Origin of the sequence: Rhizobium altiplani (assembly GCF_001542405.1) — a bacterium.
GTDB lineage: Bacteria > Pseudomonadota > Alphaproteobacteria > Rhizobiales > Rhizobiaceae > Rhizobium > Rhizobium altiplani.
The window spans coordinates 1-20,348 of record NZ_LNCD01000071.1 but is presented as its reverse complement, the minus strand read 5'-3'; the positions used below and the strand labels follow the sequence as shown (position 1 = coordinate 20,348).

Annotated in this window: 15 protein-coding genes; 7 read left to right on the top strand and 8 right to left on the bottom strand. The window is 61.1% G+C overall.

The features are described from left to right. Positions 1 to 332: 332 nt before the first annotated feature. Together AS026_RS41245 and AS026_RS15985 are read left to right on the top strand one after the other, a co-directional pair. Positions 333 to 491 carry a hypothetical protein gene (locus tag AS026_RS41245; RefSeq protein ID WP_018859600.1) on the top strand — a complete coding sequence of 53 codons (159 nt, stop codon included), beginning with the start codon at positions 333 to 335 and terminating at the stop codon, positions 489 to 491. A 110-nt stretch (positions 492 to 601) separates the two neighbouring features. After that, positions 602 to 1,033 carry a hypothetical protein gene (locus AS026_RS15985; protein ID WP_025662732.1) on the top strand — a complete coding sequence of 144 codons (432 nt, stop codon included), beginning with the start codon at positions 602 to 604 and terminating at the stop codon, positions 1,031 to 1,033. Positions 1,034 to 1,091: 58 nt separating this feature from the next. On the opposite strand, the gene AS026_RS15980 is transcribed toward AS026_RS15985, so the two are convergent. Next, positions 1,092 to 1,487, bottom strand: a complete 396-nt coding sequence (locus tag AS026_RS15980) for a hypothetical protein (protein ID WP_018859602.1) — start codon at positions 1,485 to 1,487, stop codon at positions 1,092 to 1,094. A 230-nt stretch (positions 1,488 to 1,717) separates the two neighbouring features. On the opposite strand from AS026_RS15980, the gene AS026_RS15975 reads away from it, so the two are divergent. Then, positions 1,718 to 3,277: a helicase HerA-like C-terminal domain-containing protein gene (locus AS026_RS15975; protein ID WP_025662733.1), complete on the top strand. Its 1,560-nt coding sequence runs from the start codon at positions 1,718 to 1,720 to the stop codon at positions 3,275 to 3,277. Positions 3,278 to 3,334: 57 nt separating this feature from the next. On the opposite strand, the gene AS026_RS15970 is transcribed toward AS026_RS15975, so the two are convergent. Next, entirely contained in the window at positions 3,335 to 3,637 is a 303-nt protein-coding gene (locus AS026_RS15970) for an alkylphosphonate utilization protein (RefSeq protein WP_062370575.1), read from the bottom strand. Positions 3,638 to 4,041: 404 nt separating this feature from the next. Between AS026_RS15970 and AS026_RS15965 the strand changes: the two genes are divergently transcribed. Both AS026_RS15965 and AS026_RS15960 read left to right on the top strand, forming a co-directional pair. Beyond that, entirely contained in the window at positions 4,042 to 5,562 is a 1,521-nt protein-coding gene (locus tag AS026_RS15965) for an ABC-F family ATP-binding cassette domain-containing protein (protein ID WP_062370588.1), read from the top strand. Between the two features lie 120 nt (positions 5,563 to 5,682). After that, positions 5,683 to 6,123, top strand: coding sequence for a Clp protease/crotonase-like domain-containing protein (locus AS026_RS15960; protein ID WP_018859606.1), 441 nt, complete (start codon positions 5,683 to 5,685; stop codon positions 6,121 to 6,123). Positions 6,124 to 6,316: 193 nt separating this feature from the next. On the opposite strand, the gene AS026_RS15955 is transcribed toward AS026_RS15960, so the two are convergent. Continuing rightward, entirely contained in the window at positions 6,317 to 7,564 is a 1,248-nt protein-coding gene (locus AS026_RS15955; protein WP_062370586.1) for a type 1 periplasmic-binding domain-containing protein, read from the bottom strand. Between the two features lie 322 nt (positions 7,565 to 7,886). Here AS026_RS15955 and AS026_RS15950 point away from each other — a divergent pair, with 322 nt between their 5' ends. Then, complete coding sequence (locus AS026_RS15950; protein WP_245307526.1) at positions 7,887 to 8,750, top strand: transglutaminase-like cysteine peptidase; 864 nt, start codon at positions 7,887 to 7,889, stop codon at positions 8,748 to 8,750. Between the two features lie 71 nt (positions 8,751 to 8,821). On the opposite strand, the gene AS026_RS15945 is transcribed toward AS026_RS15950, so the two are convergent. From AS026_RS15945 to AS026_RS15930, 4 genes are read right to left on the bottom strand one after another with little or no spacing between them, the layout of a single operon-like run. Further along, positions 8,822 to 9,481, bottom strand: a complete 660-nt coding sequence (locus AS026_RS15945; protein WP_025662738.1) for a ribbon-helix-helix domain-containing protein — start codon at positions 9,479 to 9,481, stop codon at positions 8,822 to 8,824. A gap of 1 nt (position 9,482) precedes the next feature. Next, the gene (locus AS026_RS15940; RefSeq protein WP_025662739.1) at positions 9,483 to 10,778 is read right to left on the bottom strand and encodes an HlyD family type I secretion periplasmic adaptor subunit; all 1,296 of its coding nucleotides are present in this window, start codon (positions 10,776 to 10,778) and stop codon (positions 9,483 to 9,485) included. Beyond that, the gene (locus tag AS026_RS15935) at positions 10,775 to 12,937 is read right to left on the bottom strand and encodes a type I secretion system permease/ATPase (protein WP_062370571.1); all 2,163 of its coding nucleotides are present in this window, start codon (positions 12,935 to 12,937) and stop codon (positions 10,775 to 10,777) included. Before AS026_RS15935 ends, AS026_RS15940 begins: the two co-directional genes overlap by 4 nt. A 19-nt stretch (positions 12,938 to 12,956) precedes the next feature. After that, positions 12,957 to 14,318, bottom strand: coding sequence for a TolC family outer membrane protein (locus AS026_RS15930; RefSeq protein WP_037218198.1), 1,362 nt, complete (start codon positions 14,316 to 14,318; stop codon positions 12,957 to 12,959). Positions 14,319 to 14,835: 517 nt separating this feature from the next. Between AS026_RS15930 and AS026_RS15925 the strand changes: the two genes are divergently transcribed. Then, positions 14,836 to 15,396, top strand: coding sequence for a GGDEF domain-containing protein (locus AS026_RS15925; protein WP_245307525.1), 561 nt, complete (start codon positions 14,836 to 14,838; stop codon positions 15,394 to 15,396). A 68-nt stretch (positions 15,397 to 15,464) separates the two neighbouring features. Here the strand turns inward: AS026_RS15925 and AS026_RS15920 are convergent. After that, a partial coding sequence (locus AS026_RS15920) for an immunoglobulin-like domain-containing protein (RefSeq protein ID WP_062370567.1) occupies positions 15,465 to 20,348 on the bottom strand: 4,884 nt, incomplete at its 5' end.

Below are 20,348 nucleotides of genomic sequence, written 5' to 3'. Positions count from 1 at the left end.
TTTGGGCGAGATCCATCGCAACACATTTATGGTGTGCTATACAAAATATGGATGTGTTGACCCTTTCGCTTAGTATAGCGAAGATTCTTCGGCTGACCGCGTTGCTTTTTCTGTGCGACAAAGAAGGCGGGGCTCGTCCAACCCCGACGGGCCCTTCTTATATTTTTCTAGCATTTGGCGAATAAAGTATATATTAGTCGAAATTGTTAAAGCTCGATTAATATATTTACTTGCGCTCTCTCGCCGCCTTGCTAAATCTATCCCGAGGGTTTTGGGGTATTGACATGGTAGATAGTCAATTGGCTAAGAATCGTTCGACTTCCGATCAGCGTATGGAAACCTGCAGGTCGGAGTTCGAACCCCTCCTTTTCGAGCTCATTCGCAATGGCGAGAAAAGGGGATGGAAGGCAGCCGAAATCGCGATGGCTCTGGCCGACGCTGCCGACGACGTCATCCTTAAGCTGGCAAGAGAAACGAAGAGCAAGCATTAAGCCGGCTGCCTTGCCGGCTTTGATGCCATGACGCTTCAGAAGTGCCTCCCTAACACGCAAGAGAAGCTGTAGCTTGTCTTCAGTGATTCTCTTGCCGGATAAGAGGCCCGATGTCGCAGTTGATTGCAGCCGTTCTTGTTGCCTGTGGATGCGTCAGCCTCGCCGAGGTTGCCGACTGGCCGCCCGCGGACAGCTATGTTCCGACGATCAGTTGCCAGCAAAGCGACGCTTCCGAGCGCTGCGAACAGATCCGTGCTGATTGGACCGGCCTTTACGCGGATGCCATCGCCGGTCGCATCGAAAGTCAGAGGAAAATTTCTTTCTGTCTGAGCACCGGCTGCAACGAGGGCATCGTTGTCGAGCCCGTCCTTGGCTGTGCCTGGCGTCAGGTTATTGCGGCATCGCACAACCCAGAGATCAACGACACCGACCGGACCAACATCGACCGTTATTGCGGCCCCCGTGTGCTTGACGATGCCGGACGCAAGGCTGCCGGCGACCAGTCGCAAGCCTGGCTGACCCTACTTGGAGTAACGCCGTAGCCCACAAATGCAAACGGGCGGGAACAAGCCCCGCCCGCCGAAAGTCTTCTCTTGCCGCTTAGACGAACTGGCTGAGGCCCGGAACCGAGCCGACAACCTCGTCCACGACTTCCTTGCCCGCGTGCTGCTCGGCAATCGCGATGGTTTCCTTGGCGAGCGTGGTGATCTCGCCCATGCCAAGGCCTTCCGACATCAGCTGCTGGCCGAGCGCCATGATGCCGCCGCCGCCGAGCGCGCCCATGATGCTGCCGAGGATCCCGCCGCCGCCACTCGCGCCTTCGCCATTGTACTTGGCAACGAGGTCGGACGCGCCCGGAATGGCTTCGATCATCTTGGCGACCGGACCGTCTGCCGCCTCGCGCTGCAGGAAGCCGAGCATCATGCCCACCGCCTTTTCGGCCAGTTCCGGAGTGATGCCCACACGCGCGGCGATCTGGTCTACGATTTCATTCATTGTCAGCCTCCTATTTTTGACGTTAACGTCAACGTTAGTCGAACTTTCCGGGCAACTCAAGCCGCCTGCCGCAAAAGCAGGCTTTATCCTACTTTTCCTTTTAATGCAGACAGTTGTCCGCATCGGGCTCCCTGCTTATAACAGGGAAGCGATATTACAATGACCATGCGGAAACGACGCTCCGCATTTTGACGCAATCGGCGCCGACAGCCGCAGGGAGAATTTTCGAAATGCTCGAGGATGGCAAGATTTTCGTCGGCGTCAGCCGCAATCCGGATGACAGCATCAACAAGCCGGAATATCTCGACCTGAAATTCGGAAATCGCCACGGCCTGGTAACGGGCGCAACCGGCACCGGCAAGACGGTGACGCTGCAGGTGCTGGCCGAGGGCTTTTCGAGGGCTGGCGTGCCGGTCTTCTGCGCCGACATCAAGGGCGACCTCTCCGGTATCGCGGCAAAAGGCGAACCAAAGGATTTTCTGACCAAGCGCGCCGAGCAGATCGGCTTCGACGATTACGAATTCGACCAGTTCCCGGTCATCTTCTGGGATCTCTTCGGTGCGAAGGGCCACCGCGTCCGCACCACCATTGCCGAAATGGGACCGCTGCTGCTCGCGCGGCTGATGGACGCCTCCGAGCCGCAGGAGGGCGTCATCAACATCGCCTTCAAGCTCGCCGACCAGGGCGGCCTCCCCCTGCTCGACCTCAAGGACTTCTCCTCTCTGCTGAACTACATGGCGGAGAACGCAACCGAGCTCTCCAGCCAGTTCGGCCTGATCTCGAAGGCGTCGGTTGCCTCGATCCAGCGTGGCCTCCTTGTGCTGGAACAGCAGGGCGCCGAACACTTCTTCGGCGAACCGGCGCTCAAGATCACCGACATCATGCGGACCAACAACCGCGGCTATGGCCAGATTTCCGTGCTCGCCGCCGACAAGCTGATGATGAACCCGCGGCTCTACGCGACCTTCCTGCTGTGGCTGCTGTCCGAGCTCTTCGAGGAGCTGCCGGAGGTGGGCGACCCGGAGAAGCCGAACCTCGTCTTCTTCTTCGACGAGGCGCACCTGCTCTTCAACGACGCGCCGAAGGTGCTGATCGAGCGCGTCGAACAAGTCGTGCGCCTTATCCGCTCGAAGGGGGTCGGCGTCTATTTCGTGACGCAGAACCCGCTCGATGTGCCGGAAACCGTCCTCGCGCAGCTCGGCAACCGGGTGCAACATGCGCTGCGCGCCTATTCGCCGCGCGAGCAGAAGGCTGTGAGGACAGCGGCGGACACCTTCCGTCCCAACCCTGCCTTCGACTGCGCCACCGTCATCACCACGCTCGGCACTGGCGAAGCGCTGGTGTCGACACTGGAGGCGAAGGGCTCACCCTCGATCGTCGAGCGGACGCTGGTGCGCCCGCCGTCCGGACGCGTCGGCCCGTTGACCGATCCGGAGCGCCAGCAGGTCATGGATAAGAGCCCGGTGCTCGGGGTCTACGACGAAGATCTCGATCGTGAATCCGCCTTCGAGATTCTGGCGGCGCGCGCCAAGAAGGCATCCGACTCCGATGCAGCCAAGCAGGTGCAGCCGACCGAGCCGACCGAGGGCAGCGCCTCGGGCCGCTGGACACTGCCGGGCTTCGGCGATGATGAGACCGAACCGCAGGCCAAGAGCCAGGGCCGCGCCCGCTCCTCCGGCTACCAGCGCGAAACGGTCGTGGAAGCGGCGATGAAGAGCGTGGCCCGTACGGTGGCGACACAGGTCGGCCGGGCCCTGGTGCGCGGCATCCTCGGAAGTTTGAAGCGCTGAGCGGAAGGGGGCTATCGCCCTCGTTCCGCCCCGCGAAATCTTCTGCCCGTCACGCGCTCAACGCTTGCGGACGAACTCCGTACGCAAGACAAGGCCCTTGATGGTGTCGTGGCGACAGTCGATCTCTTCCGGGTTATCCGTCAAACGGATCGATCGGATAACCGTGCCCTGCTTCAGGGTCTGATTGGCCCCCTTCACCTTCAGGTCCTTGATGAGGGCGACGGAATCGCCGTCCTTCAGGACGTTTCCGGCAGCATCCCGAACCTCAGCGGCCTGTGCGACCGCGGCAGCCATTTCCGAAGCCGGACGCCATTCGCCCGTCACTTCATCATAAACGTAATCGTCGTCACCGCCTGCCATGGCGTCTCTCCTGGAATTTTAAGAATACCTGTCGAGCCGCTTACAGCAACCACGCTGCCCAATGCAAGTTCGGGAGCGCGACCGCGCAGCACAAGCGCTTTGGTTGCATTCCTGGGTTAGCAATGCTATTTCTCCTATGCGCTCAAAGAGAAAGGAGGGTCGCGTGCAAAATTTCTATTTCCGGTTCAACCGGCAACGTGGCCCCGTCAACGCCCTGCAAATGCGTTTGCAGGGCTGACCAGAGACCGTTTCTCACAAACTCTCTTCCCTGGTCTGCCCCTCGTGGCAGCAGTTTGGGCATTCGCCCGTCTGCAATACTCATCCACCGAGCTCGAAGCACACGCACGCGATGAAGGCTGCATGCCCTCGCCCGTGTGATCGCTCGGCAAGACCAGAGCAAGATCATGACCCTTATCAATATCCGCAATCTCGGCGTCACCCTCAGCGCACCGGTTTTTGCCAAGCTTGACCTCGTCATCAATGCCGGCGACCGCCTGGGGCTCGTCGCCGCCAACGGCCGCGGCAAGTCCACACTGCTCCGCTGCATTTCGGGAGCGCTCGAGGCAACCCACGGCGACATCACGCGCTCGCGCGGGCTGACGATCGGCTATGTCGAACAGGAGGTGCCAGCCAAGCTGCTTGACGTGCCGTTCCACGATGCTGTCCTTCAGGCGCTGCCTGCCGATCAGCAGGCGAACGAAAGCTGGCGCGTGGACATCGTGCTGGATTCGCTGGACGTGCCCGAAGCCTTGCGCAGCCGCCCGGTCAGGCAGCTCAGCGGCGGCTGGCAGCGGCTGGCGATGCTGGCGCGCACCTGGGTGATGGAGCCCGACGCGCTGCTGCTCGACGAGCCGACCAACCACCTCGATCTCGGCAAGATCGCGGCGCTTGAGGATTGGTTGAACGCCCTGCCCCGCGATGTGCCTGTGATCATCTCCAGCCACGACCGTGCCTTTCTCGATGCAGTCACCAATCGTACGCTGTTCCTGCGGCCGGAGCAGTCGCAGGTCTTCTCCCTGCCCTACAGCCGGGCGCGGGCAGCGCTTGATGAGGCGGACGCGGCCGACAGGAGACGCTACGAACGCGACATGAAGACTGCCGAGCAATTGCGCAAGCAAGCGGCGAAACTCAACAATATCGGCATCAACTCCGGCAGCGACCTGCTGGTTGTCAAGACAAAGCAGCTGAAGCAACGCGCCGACAAGCTCGAGGATGCGGCCAAGCCCGCCCATCTCGAGCGATCGGCCGGTGCGATCAAGCTCGCCAACCGCGGCACGCATGCCAAGGTGCTTGTGACACTCGACGAAGCGGAGGTCCGTACCCCTGAAGGCACGACACTCTTCCGGACCGGCAAGCAGTTCATCTGCCAGGGTGACCGGATCGTATTGCTCGGGGAGAACGGCGCCGGCAAATCACGGCTGATCGCGATGCTGCGAAAGGCAATCGGCCATCCGGAGACGGCGCAGGACGGCATCAAGGCCACCCCTTCGCTGGTGCTCGGCTATAGTGACCAGGCGCTGGCCGACTTGAAGGACAGCGATACGCCGATGGAGACGATCATCCGCCGCTTCGACGTTGGCGACCAGCGGGCGCGGGCGCTGCTCGCGGGGGCCGGCATGACCATCGACATGCAGTCGCGTCCGGTCGGGCGGCTGTCGGGCGGGCAGAAGGCGCGGCTCGGCATGCTGGTTTTGCGGCTGGCGGAGCCGAACTTCTATCTGCTCGACGAGCCGACCAACCACCTCGATATCGACGGGCAGGAAGCGCTGGAGGGCGAACTCATGGCCCACCAGGCGAGCTGCCTTGTTGTTTCCCACGACCGCAGCTTCGTGCGTGCCATCGGCAACCGGTTCTGGCAGATCGAGCGCCGGCGGCTGATCGAAGTGGAGAGTCCGGAGCCCTTCTTTGCGGCTGCACGGCCTTAGGGTCCGGACTCATGCAAGTCGGCGGCGTCGCGGACGGCGCTCCCTGGACCAAGCAGCGAATTGCGAGGAGAGGCGATAGAGAGTAGAGTTCTCGACACCATTCGACTGGGGGACTAGGCAATGAGCAGATTGTTGATCCTGTCGGCTGGTGCCATCCTGGTACTAGCGTCCGTGGCGCATGCGGCGCCCTCTATGCAACCACTCAAGATCTCTAAGGAATGTAGCCAGTACACCGGCGAGACTCCGAGCTTCTGCACGATTACGGAATCGAACCTGGCGGCGATCCCGGCGGGTACCAAGATCTTGTACTATGGGCCGGTGACCGGCAGTCCCCTTTTCGGCAGTAGCACGGCTGTTATTGCCGTCGGAAACGGAGACACGGCGGTCGGGTACTGCGTCACCTACGACACCGCCAGCCCAATGCAAGGAACCTGTGCGTTTCATGCCGGCAGCGGGACGCTCGCCGGTTTCCAGGCGGTCGTCAAGGTCACGGTCGACGACAAGCAGATCTATCACTGGGACGGAGGCTACCTACTTGGCACCGACAAGGCCGCCAAGTGAGAGCATAGGATATGCTGCCTGGCCGTTTGACGTGAATTCGTGCCCTGACTCCTGATTGGCAGGAGACAATGGCGGCGCGGCAACTACCCCTCCGTTTGCCGGGCGAAGCACCTGCCGGCCAGGTCTCTAAGCGCTTAGCACGGCGCTTGGTGAAGGCGGACGCATACGGTCCGATGTCCAAGTGTGTGGGGTATCAGAACGAGGCCGGCGTGGCACCGAGCAGGCTGAGCTTGCCGCCGTTAAGGGAATAAAGGCTCATCTTGCGCTCCACGGTACCCGCCGGCGTCAGCCTGAAGAGGCCGGTCACGCCGCGGAAGCCGACCTTGCTGGTCAGGTTCTGTGCGTTCATTCCCTCCGGTCCCTTTGTCCGGACAATGCCAGAGACAACGGCAACAGCGTCGTAGCTGTAAGCCGCGTCGGTGGAGAGCGTGCGCTTGTAGTGCCGCTGGTAGCGGTCGGCGATCATCGTCGCGCCCTCGGGCTCGACCATGGCAATCACCGTGCCTGCCACCGAGGGATCCGTATACGTCTGCGGCGGCCAAGCGCTGGTGCCGACGAAGGTGACGTTCGTCTTACCGCTGGCTTTTACGGCGCCGGCGATCGTCGTGGTGATCACCGTTTTCCCGAGCACGAGCACGGTGTCGGCATTCTGCAGATTGGCGCCCGCCCTCTTGACCGCATCAGCGGCGGCGGCGTCCGTCAGATCGTAGCGGGCAAGGCCGAGATACGTACCGCCGCCGACCTGGATGGCGCCTGCCAACCGGGCCTCGTCAGCAGCCGGAAAATCGCTTTGGGCGAAAACCAGCACCTTCTTGTGGCCGCTGGCAGAGGCTGCCTGCACGCCTTCAATGGCGCTGTCGATCTCATCGGAAACGAAGTTGTAGACATTGCCCGATGTGGGCGGAACCGGCACGCCCAGATTGAGCAAAGCCGGCCGCTGGTCAGCCGGGACCGCAGCGATAGCTGATGTGACGGCAGGCGATGCGTAGCTGACGAGCATAACGGAACCGCGCGCCCTCGCCTCGCTGACGGCAGTCGCGGCGGCTGGAGCGCCGGAGGCCACGTCGACAACCTTCACGAAGACCTGGTTGCCGCCGAGTTCGCCGACGCCGAGGCCGGCACCGTCGCGCACGTCACGCGCAGCACCCTCATAGATGCCGGTCGTGCCTTTGGGGAGCAGCAGCGTGATCTCCGCTCCCGTTTCTCCGAAATTTTCCTCGACTTCGCTCGAAGGTGCCTTGATGTCGTTGGTCTTCACGTTCTTGGCGATGCCATCGACGTCGGACTGGCAGCCCGAGACCACGCCGCAGGCGACGACGATCGACATTGCGAGAACGGATTTGATGAGTTTGAGGGGACCGGCGCCTTCCGAAAGCGACACTTGCCGTGTCGAGCGTAAACCATGCGAGCCTTGCACCGGCTCGATTGACTGCACTGTCACCTGTTCCCCCACTACTCGCAATCGCGGCCTTTTCCGGCCGTTTGACAGGATTTTATATCTGCACAGGCAACACCGGAAAGCAAACCCTTCGCCCAAACTTGGTTGACGGGCACACTAAACTTTTATGTTCTTTTGAACAGATAATTTATCCCAACCTTATCTATGCTTAAATACCTGATTTTTATAGATTTTTTATACGGTTCTCGCAGCCAACGAGAGACCGCGATCCATGAAGCGCAGTATAAAAACAAGCAACATCGCTGCTTTTACTTTGTCTGCATTTTCAGCCGCATTTGCACCGAATATTTCGGCGGCATCCGTATTGCCGCCTTCGCAAATGTCAGGCGCGATCTACTCCGTTGACCTCGCGGCTGATACAGCCGTCGCATTGACGTTCGGCAGCGTCGCCAATCTCCTCGCGCTGGCGACGAAAAGCATCGGAACCATCGACGTTGCCGCGCTGACGCGCTCACTGCAGCCCGAGCCGGCAGGCTGGGTGAACGAGAGCGTCGCCCCGACGCAGCCAGTCGCACGGCCGGCGATCGCCGCGCCGGGGGGCAGCGCCGCTTTCGGGACGGTCGCCATTCCGTTCAAACGACTGGCTGCCCTGAAGAAGCTCGAACCGTCCCTGTCGGAAATAGCCGATGGGACAGCCATTGACTGCAGCGCAGGTAAGTGCTCGGAGGCCGCGACCGCGATCAAGGTTGCCTTCAGCAAGACGTTGCAGTCCTCGATCCGCGACAAGCTGAACGCGGTCAACATCACGATCAATCACACGATCCGCTATAGCCGCGACATCGACACCTACAAGGTGGCCGACTACTGGGCGACGCCCGCCGAAACGCTCTCACGCCAGCAGGGCGATTGCGAGGACTTCGCGATCCTGAAGATGGCCGCGCTGCACGCCGAAGGCGTCGAGCTCAAGGACATGTCCGTCATTGTCCTGTTCGATCAGAAGCGCCACTTCTACCACGCGGTGCTTTCTGTCGCGGTGAACGGCAACCGCTTCATTCTCGACAACATGCGTGACGAGGTTCTACTGGATACCAGGCTGCCCGACTATGTGCCGCTCTACTCGATCGCGGATGGCAAGGGCTACCTGCACGGAACACGCACCGGCGCCAAGCAGGTTGCCTCGGCATTGCCACTCGAAAAGGTCGCTCCAGGCGAAGGCACGACGTTCTGAAAATCGCCGGCAAGATGCAGGGAAAAGGCGGCTGAACCTCAGTCGCCTTTTTCATGTCTGAGATTTGCTGGTCAGTAACGCGAGACGTAGCCGATCAGCATCGGCTTCTCGTGCGTTGGCGCGAGAGCCAGATTAATCTGGCCCTTCATCGAGGCCGAGCCGACGGCAATGGTGAAGCCGGTGTTCAGCGTCTTGCCCCTGTTGCGATAGAGCGTGGCGATCGCCTCATCGATCTGCGTATCGATCGAAAAGCGCAAGCTCTTCGTCAACTGCGCCGCATCGCCAAGCGGGAGCCGCTGGCGCAGCATGGTCAGGAAGGGATCGTTGAAGAGCTGGATCTTCTTTTCCTGCGTCAGCAGAATCGTCGGCGATGGCGACGCCTGGATGATGGCGTTGACGTTTGCCATGGACGAGGCGTCTTCGACGGTATCCAGCCTGCGCAGCGCCCACTTGAAGCTGAGCACACGCAGCAGCGAGGCGAGGTTGCCGGACTCCGGCATCTGCGAGGCCGTATAGTGCACGAGGTCGGCCGTGCTCATCTTGCCGGCAGACGACATGCGGCCGAGGCCATCCCAGTAGATCCGCTCGAGGCGGATACCGCGGCGCTCGCCGCCTCGACCGACGACCGCCCGGAAGCGCGGCTCGATCTCATCGGCGCCGATGGCCGGCAAAGGCTCCTCGATCGGCTCGAGTTCAGTGAGTGCGTTGCTGCCTGGCTTGACGATCAGCATCCTATCGCTCCGTCAGCGCTTCGCTGCGCGCCTTGTTGATCGGCTTCATCAGGTAGCTCAGCACGGTCTTGTTGCCGGTCATGATCTCGACCGAGGCAACCATGCCGGGGATGATCGGATAGGACTTGCCGTTGCGCTCCAGCGCGGACTTGTCGGTCTTGACCTGTACGAGATAGTAGGTCTCGCCCTTTTCCTTCTCCACGAGACTGTCTGCGGAGATATTCTCGACGACGCCCTCAAGGCCGCCGAAGATCGAGAAGTCGTAGGCGGTGACCTTGACGACGGCAGGCTGGCCGCGGCGCACGAAGGCGACGTCGCGCGGCGAAATCTTGGCTTCTACCAGCAGCGTATCAGCGGTCGGAACGATGCCGGCGATGACACGGCCCGGGTCGACATAGGCGCCGATGGTGTTGACCTCCAGCGTATTGACGATGCCGTCGACCGGCGAGCGGATGTCGGTGCGCTTGACGCGGTCGGACGCGCCGCGGATGGTCTCGTCGACGACCGAAAGTTCGGCCAGCGCCTGCGCCTTGTCCGTCAGCGCCTGCTGGCGCAGTTCGAGGGCAAGATCGCCGAGCTGCAGCTTGGCTTCCTGCACGGCAGCCTGCAGGCGGTCGATGCTTTCCTGGTAAACCTTGAGCTGGCCCTTCTGGTCGGTGAGATCACGCTCGGTCTTCAGCACTTCCGTCTGCGCCACCAGCTTCTTCTGCGCCAGAGGGAAAATGAGATCGTACTGGCGCTGGGCGCCTTCGATGTTCTGCTCCAGGCGATCGATGTTGGCGTGGGCTTCACTGAGCTCGTTCTCGCGCTGGCGCACGCGCTCCTGCAGGACTCCGAGCTTGTTCTGGTAGCTGGCACGATCGGCGGCGAAAAGCTTCTCCTCGTTGCTGCAGACGTCCTTGGCGACCGACATGATTTCTTCGGGGCAGACGAACGCGGCGTCGTATTGGCCCGCCTCCTCGAGCTTCAATCGAGCCACCTTGGCACCCAGAGCACGCGCCTTGGCAACGGATTCACCGAGGGTGGAGGTCGTCGTCGTATTGTCGAGCTGGACGAGCAGCTGCCCCTTGCGAACGACCTGACCGAGGACGACGGCGATCTGCTGGACGACGCCGGGCTCCGAGGACTGGATGATCTGCGTCTTCGAGACCGGAATGACCTTGCCCTCGCCGCGGGCGATCTCGTTGATGTCGGCAATCGCCGCCCAGGCGACGAAGCTCGCAATGACCAGGGCCACCAGTGCCAGAATGCCGCGGGCGAGAAGCGGAGGATTGTCGTGGCGATTGCTGAGGCTCATGACTGCGCCCCTGCCGGTTTGCGCTGCATGGCCTCGATGACCGCACCCTTCGGACCGTCGGCAATGATGCGGCCCTTGTCGATGACGATCAGGCGATCGACGAGCTCAAGCATGCTGTAGCGGTGGGTGGCGATCAAAAGCGTCGTATCACGGCTGATCGCCTTCGACAGGCGCGCAATCAGGTTACGCTCGGTCGCCAGATCCATGGCGCCCGACGGCTCGTCGAGAAACACGATCTTCGGCTTCGTCAGCAGCAGACGCGCAATCGTCAGCGCCTGCTTCTGGCCGCTCGACAGGTTGGTGCCACGTTCGCCGACGGGCATGTCGAAGCCGCGAGGATGATTGCCGACGAACTCGTCGACACCGGTCATGCGGGCGACCTCGAGCAGCTCCTCGTCGGTCGCGTCGGCGCGTCCGATCAGCAGGTTTTCCTTGACGGTTCCCGAGAAGAGATCGGACGACTGGCCGGCCACGGCGACCGCCGAGCGAACCTCGGCCATGTGGTACTGGCGGATATCGACGCCATCGATCAGCACGCGGCCGCCCGAGGGAGAAAAGAGCCCGTCAAGCAAGCGGCCGAGCGTCGTCTTGCCCGAGCCGATGCGGCCGATGATGCCGACGCGCTCGCCGGGCTTCACGGTAAAGGACAGCTTGTTGATGACGGGATAGTCCGATCCCGGATACTGGAAAGACACATCCTGGAAGCTGAAAGCGCCGCGGGTGATCTCGCGATTGACGAAGCCGACCGTGGACGGACGGTCGTCGGGCTGCTCCATGATCTTGTCGAGAATGCGAAGCGACATGGTCGCCTGACGGAACCGCGCCAGCGTCATGGCGATCTGGCCGAGCGGCGCGCCGGCGCGGCTTGCCAGCATGACCGTCGCGACGATCGCGCCCATGGCAATGCGGCCTTCGGAGAACTCGTAGGTGCCGGCAATCACGATCAGGACGCTCACCATCTGCTGGATGAACATCGTCATGTTGATGGCATTCGTCGAGATATGCTTGATATCCTCGCTGGTGCGGCTCGAATACTTGGTCAGTTCCTGCCAGCGGCGCAGCATGGTGGCTTCGGCGCGCAGGCTCTTCAGCGTTTCGATCGTCGAGATCGTTTCCACCAGCAGAGACTGGCGACGCGACGCCTCGTTGGCGGCCGTCGCCATGCGCTTGCCGATCGCGGCCTGCGCCCACAAGCCGATCGCAACCGACAGGACGAAGGCGACCGCCGGGATGACGACGAGCCAGCCGGAGATCAGATAAATGACGCCGAGGAAAATGAAGACGAACAGGCTGTCGATCAGGACGCCGATGGTGTTCGACGTGAAGAACTCGCGAACGAATTCATACTGCGTCACGCGGTTGGCATATTCGCCCGTCGACATCGGCCGCGAGGCGAGCGTCGAATTCAGCACCTTGTCGAACAGCAGCTGCGACAGGCGCAGATCCGCCTTGCGCCCGGCATAGTCGATCAGCGACGAGCGAGCGGTCTTCAGCAGGAAATCGAAGACATAGGCAAGCGAGATACCCGCGGCCAGAACCCAGAGCGTCGGGATCGCCTTGTTCGGCAGCACCCGGTCATAGACGTTCATCGTAAAGAGCGGCGAGCCGAGCGCGATCAGATTGATGAAGAGTGCCGCGACCATGACGCGGACATAGGTGCGCCAGTAAGGCGCAAGCGTCGTTGCCAGCCAGTGCCGCTTCTCGATCTCGACGGCATTGCCGACCAGCGCCTCTTCCGAGGCGTTCTGATAGTAAAGCGTAAAGGCAAAGGCCAGTTGCGGCTTCAGCGCCAGGAATTCTTCCCGCGTCAGACGGATCGCGTTGCCGGCAATCGGAACGATATCAGTGACATAGGAGCCGCCCTCGGCGACCTCGAGCAGCGGCAACACGCTGCCGTCGGCAAACGCGACGATCGCCGGGCAATCGAAATTGCTCTGGCGGCACTCGCGCTCCTGGTGCTTGATCACCTGCAGGCCGATGCGCTCGGCCATGCGCTCGATATCGTCGATCTCAAGCGACTCGGTCACCTCATCCGGAAGACCGGAGAAGAGGACCGTGTCCGAGCTTGGTCGGCCATAGAACGCAGCCACGGATTTGAATGCGGATTTGAATGTCTGCAGCGGTGTGCTGCTGGAGGTCCCGAGCGCTACGTTCAGCATTGTTCCATGGCCACGTCGACTACTGCTGTCGAATTGGCGCTAGGAGGTCCAGGGGCATACCGGCCTTCTGATGTGAATCAAGCTCGACATATCCAGGATTAGCGACGCCCGCGGGGACAACAAACTCTTCCCGCGCATAAGGTTTGGACTGTTCGACCGGCTTCAGCTTCATCGTCTGAAGCAGATTGCCCGACGCCGCCAGGATCTTGTACTCGGCAAACTGCGATGCAACGCGCGCGGTATCAGCGAGAACCTGAGTGTTGAACTTCGTGTTCTGCGCATCGAGCACATCGAGCAGCGAGCGCTGGCCAACCTTGAACTGCTCGCGGTAGGAACCGACGAGTTGGTTGTTGATCGAGGCCTGCTTGTTGAGGATTCCGGACAGCTCGCCGCGGCTGACGCGCTCGTTCCAGGCGGAACGCACCGACTCCGAGACCTCGCGCTGAACCTGGGCGAGATTGTAGCGCTGCTCGCCGGCACGACGGATCTGCTCCTGTTCGCGCGCAACGTCGATGCCGCCGCGATAGAGGTTCCAGCGGGCAACGACGCGGACCTGATAGTCGTTGGTGTTGCCTTCGTCGCCATCGATGTCGTTGCCGACGCGGGCAGAGCCTTCGAGATTGACCTTCGGCAGGTAGTTGGCGCGCGCACCACGAACGCCGGCATCGGCAGCATCGACGTCGGCATTGGCCGAATAGATGCGCGGGCTGTTCTTGGCGGCGACGAAGACCGCATCGTTTAGCGTCTTCGGGACGTACTTGCCAACGGACGGCGGCGTCTGCGCATTGGTGATCGGCTCGCCGACGACCTGAAGGAAGCGGATTTTCGTCTGCTCAAGCTCTTCGAGCGCTTCGCGCAGCCGGGCCTTGGCGGCCTGCAGACGTTCGCTGCCCTGAAGGCGGTCAGCATCCGTCAGGGCGCCGCCCTTGATGCTCTCGTCGATGTCGCCGACCATCTGCGTATGGAACGCAACGTTCTGCTTGGCGGCAGCAACGATCTGGTTCTGGAGCATGTATTCCAGATAGTCCTGCGTCACTTCGAGGGCGAGCGACTCAGACCGTTCGAGAACTCGAAAGGACGCACCATCGACGCGCGAAGCCTGCTGTTCGACCTGGGCGCGGCGGCTGCCGCCATCGTAGAGTGTCTGCGAGATCGTCAGACCAACATCGCCCGGCGACAGATAGTCATGATCATCTCTTAGCGAGCCGGAGCTTTCATTCGACAAGCGACGGCGCCCGATCCCGCTCTCCAAATCTACGGATGGCAAGTATAAACCGCGCGCTTGGCGTAGTTCAAACTCGATAGCTTCTCTATCCTTCGCAGCCTGCAAGATCTGCGGGTTCGTTTTCATCGTCTTTTCGATGGCCTGCTGCAGAGACATTGCATTGGCATCAGCATAAAACGAAAAACTCAAAGCAACCGTCGCAGACAATGCTGCAAAAATTCTTTTGCTCTTAAACAAGTTCGATGCCCCTCAACATCAAAGATTCACTCGGCGTACCCGTATACCAAAGATTTTCTTTGGCAAAGAAGTAACACCAATCTTTCCACATTCCAATCGCAGCTTCCGACATTCCTGCCAAGACAGTTAATCCCAGTGGACAACTGCCTAAAGCGAGAATTTTACAGGATTTTTTAACGGGGGCTTTGCCCGAACCTGTTTATCTGGCATTACTTTCAAACGGACATGACCCGCGATGAATTTTAGCCAGCGTTACTCTTCCGCCACAATCGTTTCAGCTCTTCGGATCGCAACCCTCGGTGCTGTCTGCTACGTGGCTGGATCCGTCGGCGTTTTACTTATCTTAAACCTTCTCGTACCGGATCGACCATTTTTGGTGGGATTTGTCGGCGCAGGTTTAATTTCGCTTCTTGTTGCATTTCCGCTGCTATTGATCTTGCAGCTCAAAGTTGGCGACCTCAAAAAACTACAGGAAACGATTAACTATACTGCGCGCCACGATGCCGTAACCAAGACGCTGAACGGGACAGCCTTTGCCGCGGCCGTCGAACACTACATCGACCGGCGCAAGCGAATCGCCACCGACGCCGGCGGCGTGATGATCGCCGTCGTCATCGATACGCTTGACGACATCAGCAGGCGCTATGGCCCGCAATGGGCCGATACCGTCATGCAGTCGCTCGCCGCGATCATCCAGTCGTCGGTGCGAAAGGGTGACCTGGTTGCGCGCCTCGCCACCAACGAGCTCGGGGTTTTCCTCCCGGGCGCGACCATCGAAAACGCCCAGGACGTCGGCACCCGCATCCGCCGGCGCGTCGCGGAAGCCTCGTTCTCGGCCGAGGGATCGCCGATGACGATCGGCATCCGGCTCGGCGGCGCAGTTTTCGAGGGACCGACCGACTTCACGCATATCCGCCAGTTGGCAGACGAAATGGCCATGGAGCGCGGCGGCGAGCGCGAGGACGCCATTCCGCTGTCGCGGCTGCCGGCCGCCTGACCCAGCCGAATCCCGGAGATGGAAAAGGCGCCGAAGGGCGCCCTTTCCTTTGCCGGTTTGTCCGAACATCAGCCGACGTGCGGTGCCGTCGTCGCGTCGTGCTTGTCGTCGTAGAGGATCTTGACCGCTTCCGTGGTGTTCTGGAGAACCGCCACATCGTGCCAGCCGCCATTGGCATTGACGCTGACCACAGTATCCGCACCGCCGACGGTCGTCTTCACACTGGCGAGTGCTTCCGCCTCGCTTGCCTGGTGGCCGAGCAGGCTGTCGAGGAGGTTCGAGACGTCAAGCGTGTCGCCTTCGCTTGCCTTGTAGTCGGTGATGACATCGGCAAGCTTGACGTCGTTCAGGGCATCCGCGTCGAGGACGAAGGTGTCAGCCCCTGCCCCGCCAGAGACGGTGAAAATGCCGCCGCTTCCCGACAGGATGTCGTCACCGTCGCTGCCGATCAGCGAGTAGGCGTTGCTGCCGGTTTCGCTGCCGCCGAGCGTCGTGTCGAAGGCGACCTCGACGAAGTGGCCGGTCGAGCCGTCCGTCAGGGTGTAGCTGCCATCGGCAAGGATCGATTGACCGTTGATCTCCGTGCCGGACGTGCTGGCATCGAGCGAGATGCTGCTGATCGAATGATCCGCCAGGCTCGAGAGCTCGCCGCTGTCGGTGATGCCGTTGTGGTTCAGGTCCTGCCAGATGGTGAGCTTCGAGAACGCCGCATCGGCCGCATCGATCTTGCGGTCATGGTTGCTGTCGAGCGTTGTCAGCGCCGCGAGACCATCGACGTAGCTTCCACCGGCAAAGTGCGGCGAGAAGATCTCGCTGCCATTGTCGATCTTGCCGTTGCCGTCCACATCATAGGCCAAGATGCCGTCAGTACCGGCTGTCCACGCAATCTGATCCTTGTGGCCGTCGGCATTGATGTCGAACTGCACACCATTCGCCTGCGATGTCAACGCGATGCCGTTATGGTCGAGATCGAGGACGATGGGGTCGGCATCATACGACCCGCTGACCTTGATCTGGCCACCACTGACCGTGATGCTGGATGCGTTCACACCGACGAGGTCAATCAGGACATCGCTGCTGTTCGGGTTGGAAGTGTTGTTCTTACTCCCGTCATCGCTCCCCTGAATGAAGATATAGGTGTGTTCTTTTCCATCGATCGTCGCTTCGAATGCGATGGTACTGCCCGTCTTTCCGATATCGTTGTTCTGCAGATACTGAACAACGGCAGCGACGTCGGAGATCGACGAAAGCGTGACTGCACTGTTGAACGTATTCGCGTCGCCGAAGCTGATGATCCCATTCGAAATCGAATGCGACTTAACCGTCGCATCCGTATGCAACTGATATGTCGAGTCCGTCGTGGTGGCGAAAGCAGCAACCGTGGCACCACCGCTGAAGGTGATCGCATCGGCGCTTCCGGTCGTTCCCGGCGTGAAGTCCTTGATGACGTCATAACCAGATATCGATGCTTTGCTCCCACTCAAGCTGGTGAACGACAGGTTACTGTCGCCCGCAGCGAAACCGAAGGCATCGCTGCCGCCGCCGCCCGTGAGGGTATCGGCCCCCTTGCCGCCGGTGATGGTATCATTGCCCGCACCGCCGGTGATGGTGTCGTTGCCGGCACCGCCGCTGATGGCGAACTTGCCGTCGGTTTCGGCGGCACCGTTCCAGGTCAAGGCGTGATTTAAGGCGAGCGCCGCCCCATCCACCGTCAAGGTCTGCCCCGCGGCCACCAGGGAGTTGACCGTGGTGATGCTGGTCGTAGCGTCGCCCAGCGTGATGCTCTCGACATTCGTCACGCCGTTGAGAGCGGTCGTGTTGCTGCTCGAGCCGGTGAACGTCAGCGTATCGTTGCCGGCGCCGCCGTCGATCGTATCCGCGCTCGTCAGATCCCCGGCCACTACGATTACATCATTGCCCGAGCCGGCCTCGATCGTGTTGGCTCCCGTGCCTCCGGTGATCGTGAAGTTCTCGGTCTGGTTCGACAGGTCGAGCACCACCGCGGCCGAGGAGTCGATTTTCACGTTCTCGATGTTGACGATCTGGGCGTCGCTCCCGCTTGTGAAGCTTGCGTCGACACGCAGCGTATCGCTGCCGGCGCCGCCGTCCAGCAGATAGTCGCTGGCGTCGGCCACGATCGTATCGTTGCCACTGCCCCCTGTAACGAAGTCTCTCCCGGCACCACCGTCGAGCGTAGCCGCCGTACTTCCCGAGCCGATAAGGATGTCATTGCCCGCGCCGCCCGTAATCACGCTGTCACTGGAGCCACGGTTCACAGTGACTACGGTATTCGCTGAATTTGTGGTTCCGTCCGTGGCCGTATACGTGAAACTACCGGTATTGCCGCGGCTGATATCGACGCGGATGCTCGTTGCGCTTTGGCCCCGGTTTACATTGTCGACATCCGTTCCGCTTGACGCGCTTCCAACATTCAGGCTTTGGCCGTCCGCATCGGTGTCGTTGGCGACAAGCCAAGCATTCTGCACCGAAAGCGTGGTGCCATCTCCTGAGTTCGACGCATTGGTATAAATATTGTCGGCGCTCCCGATCGGCGCGTCATTCGCATTCGTCACCGTCACATTGAGCGTCTGCGTATCGACGCCGCCATGGCCGTCAGAAACCTGCACGGTGACGACATAGACGTTGTCGCCAGCCGTACCACCGACATCGCCCGGCGCTTCATAGTTGGGCGCGGAGATGAAGGTGAGAACGCCGGTCGACGAGTTGATCGCGAACTTGGCGTAGTCGGTACCCGCTGTCTGGACGATGGAATAGACCAGCGTGTTGCCGTCGGCATCGGTCGCATTGACGTTGGTGACCGCCGTCGTGTTTTCCGCGACGAAAAGGTTTGTCGTATCGGTTCCGTTGTTCGGAGCGGTGATGACCGGGTTGGCATTCGGCGGCGCGGTCACTGAAATCGCCAGCGTGGCGCCAGCGGTATCACCATCGCCGTCCACGATCGTGTAGGCAAACGACTCGTTGCCAGTGTTGCTGATCGGCGCGAGGTAGCTGTAGTCGCCGGCATGATGGGTGGTTCCGACATCCGTGAAATAGAATGTCAGAGTGCCGCCAAGCGCCGTCTTAATCTCGATCCAGCTGCCGTGGTCCTGGTACGCGCCCGCCGGCGTGCCGCTTTCCGAAACCGTTCCTGTTCCGGCGATCGCGCCGGGCGTGAAGCTATATGTCACGCCATTGACAACGATCGACTGGACATGTCCGCCATCGGCGCCGAAGCTCGCGTCGACGCCGCCATCGATGACAACGTTGCCGCCGACCGACTGGGCATTGCCGAGGAAGCCCTGCAAGGTTGCAAGGAGGCCCGTAACATCGCTGGTGCCGACCAGGATAACGGTGTCCTCGGTCGTGTTGCCGTCCGATCCGTCGGTGTTCGGATAGGACACCGGCTCAAGGTTGGCAACGTTGATGCTACCGCCAATGCCGATCGCGTAGACGCTGTCGATACCCTTCGCATTGATGAAGGCTTCCCATTCGCCGGTGGTCACGGAATTGTTGGTGTGATTACCGTCATCCGCGCCGCTGGCAATCCCATCGCCGCTCGGCGCACCGTCCGACAGGAAGTAGACGACGTTCTTGTCGGCCTGCACGGGCGCGCCGGTGCCGTAGCTCGACATCGCCTGCTGCAGGCCGAGATCGTAATTGGTTCCGCCGGAGCCGTTCCAGTTCGCATTGTTTTGAATGTACGCCAGCGCATCTGCCTTGGTCATCCAGACCGTGCCGGATGCGTTCTCGCCGAACTTGACGATCTCGACGTACTTGATCTGGTCGTTCGATTCGAGCAGCTGCTCCATCGAATACCGCGCGAGACCAATCCGGTCTTGGGTATAGCCACCAGGCACGTTGCTGACACCGCCGCCGTAGGACGAGTACATGCTGTACGAGACGTCCACGATCAGCTGCACGTTGACCGTGCTCATCGAACCGGCCACCGTGCTTTCGGTGACGTTATGCGCAACCGCTGCGTCGTCGGTGATCGTTAGGTTGACCGAACCCGATACCTTGTCACCCGAAGCGTCCGTCGCAACGACCTTGATGCCCCCGATGGTTACGGCATCCTTATTGACACCGTCGATGAGGTTGTCGGTCAGCGTTGCGGTGACGGTCGGAGTGACCGACTGGCCGGGGGCCGCCGAGGTGTTCGTCAGCGAAAGCCTAACGAAGGCGCCGAGATTGGTATCGGTCGAGGAGAACAGGTTCCCGACCAACTGGGCGCCGCTCAACGCCCAGTGCACGCTGTAGCCGGGGGCGAGACCATCGACGGTCGGCGCGGTCCAGCTGCTGCCGGTCGGATTGTCGAAGGCAATGGTGATAGTCTCGCCAGTCGCGGTGAAGGTGATCCCGGTCGTTGCCTGAGCCGTCTCACCACGGCTGTCCGGCGCGCTGCCGGTTACCGCGCCCGCGGCGAGATCCGCCGGCATACCGCCACTCGAGCCGTTGAGAACTGTATCGAGTGCCGCCTCGCTGAGCGTCAGCGAAACGCTGCCACCACCGGTCGGAACGCTGTTCACCGTCGTGTCTATCGTTCCGGTCGGGACCAGATGCTCGTATTGGCCTCCACCGCTGATGAGACTGATCGAGTTGTGAACTGAAGTGCCGGAAATCGAACCCGGGGCGAAGGTCACGTCCGTGCTCGCACTTGACTGGTTGGCATGGATCGTGACCGTCTGACCGGTCTCGAGCGTGAAGGTGAGGTCCGACTTCGGCGCGACCGCCAGGTTGTCGGAGTTCGTGAGGGTCACCGTATAGGTGATCGTGGTCGTGCCACCAGCACCAAAGACAGGCGAACCGGCTGTGAGAGTGGCGGTTACAGTATCGATTGTGTCGCTGACCGACGCGGTAGCGGAGCCAGTCCCGACCTGCAGGCTTTCGAAGTTGCCGCCGCTGGTGCCGGTGATCGTCGCTGTCCTGGTCGAGGCGTCGCTGTAGACGTCCTC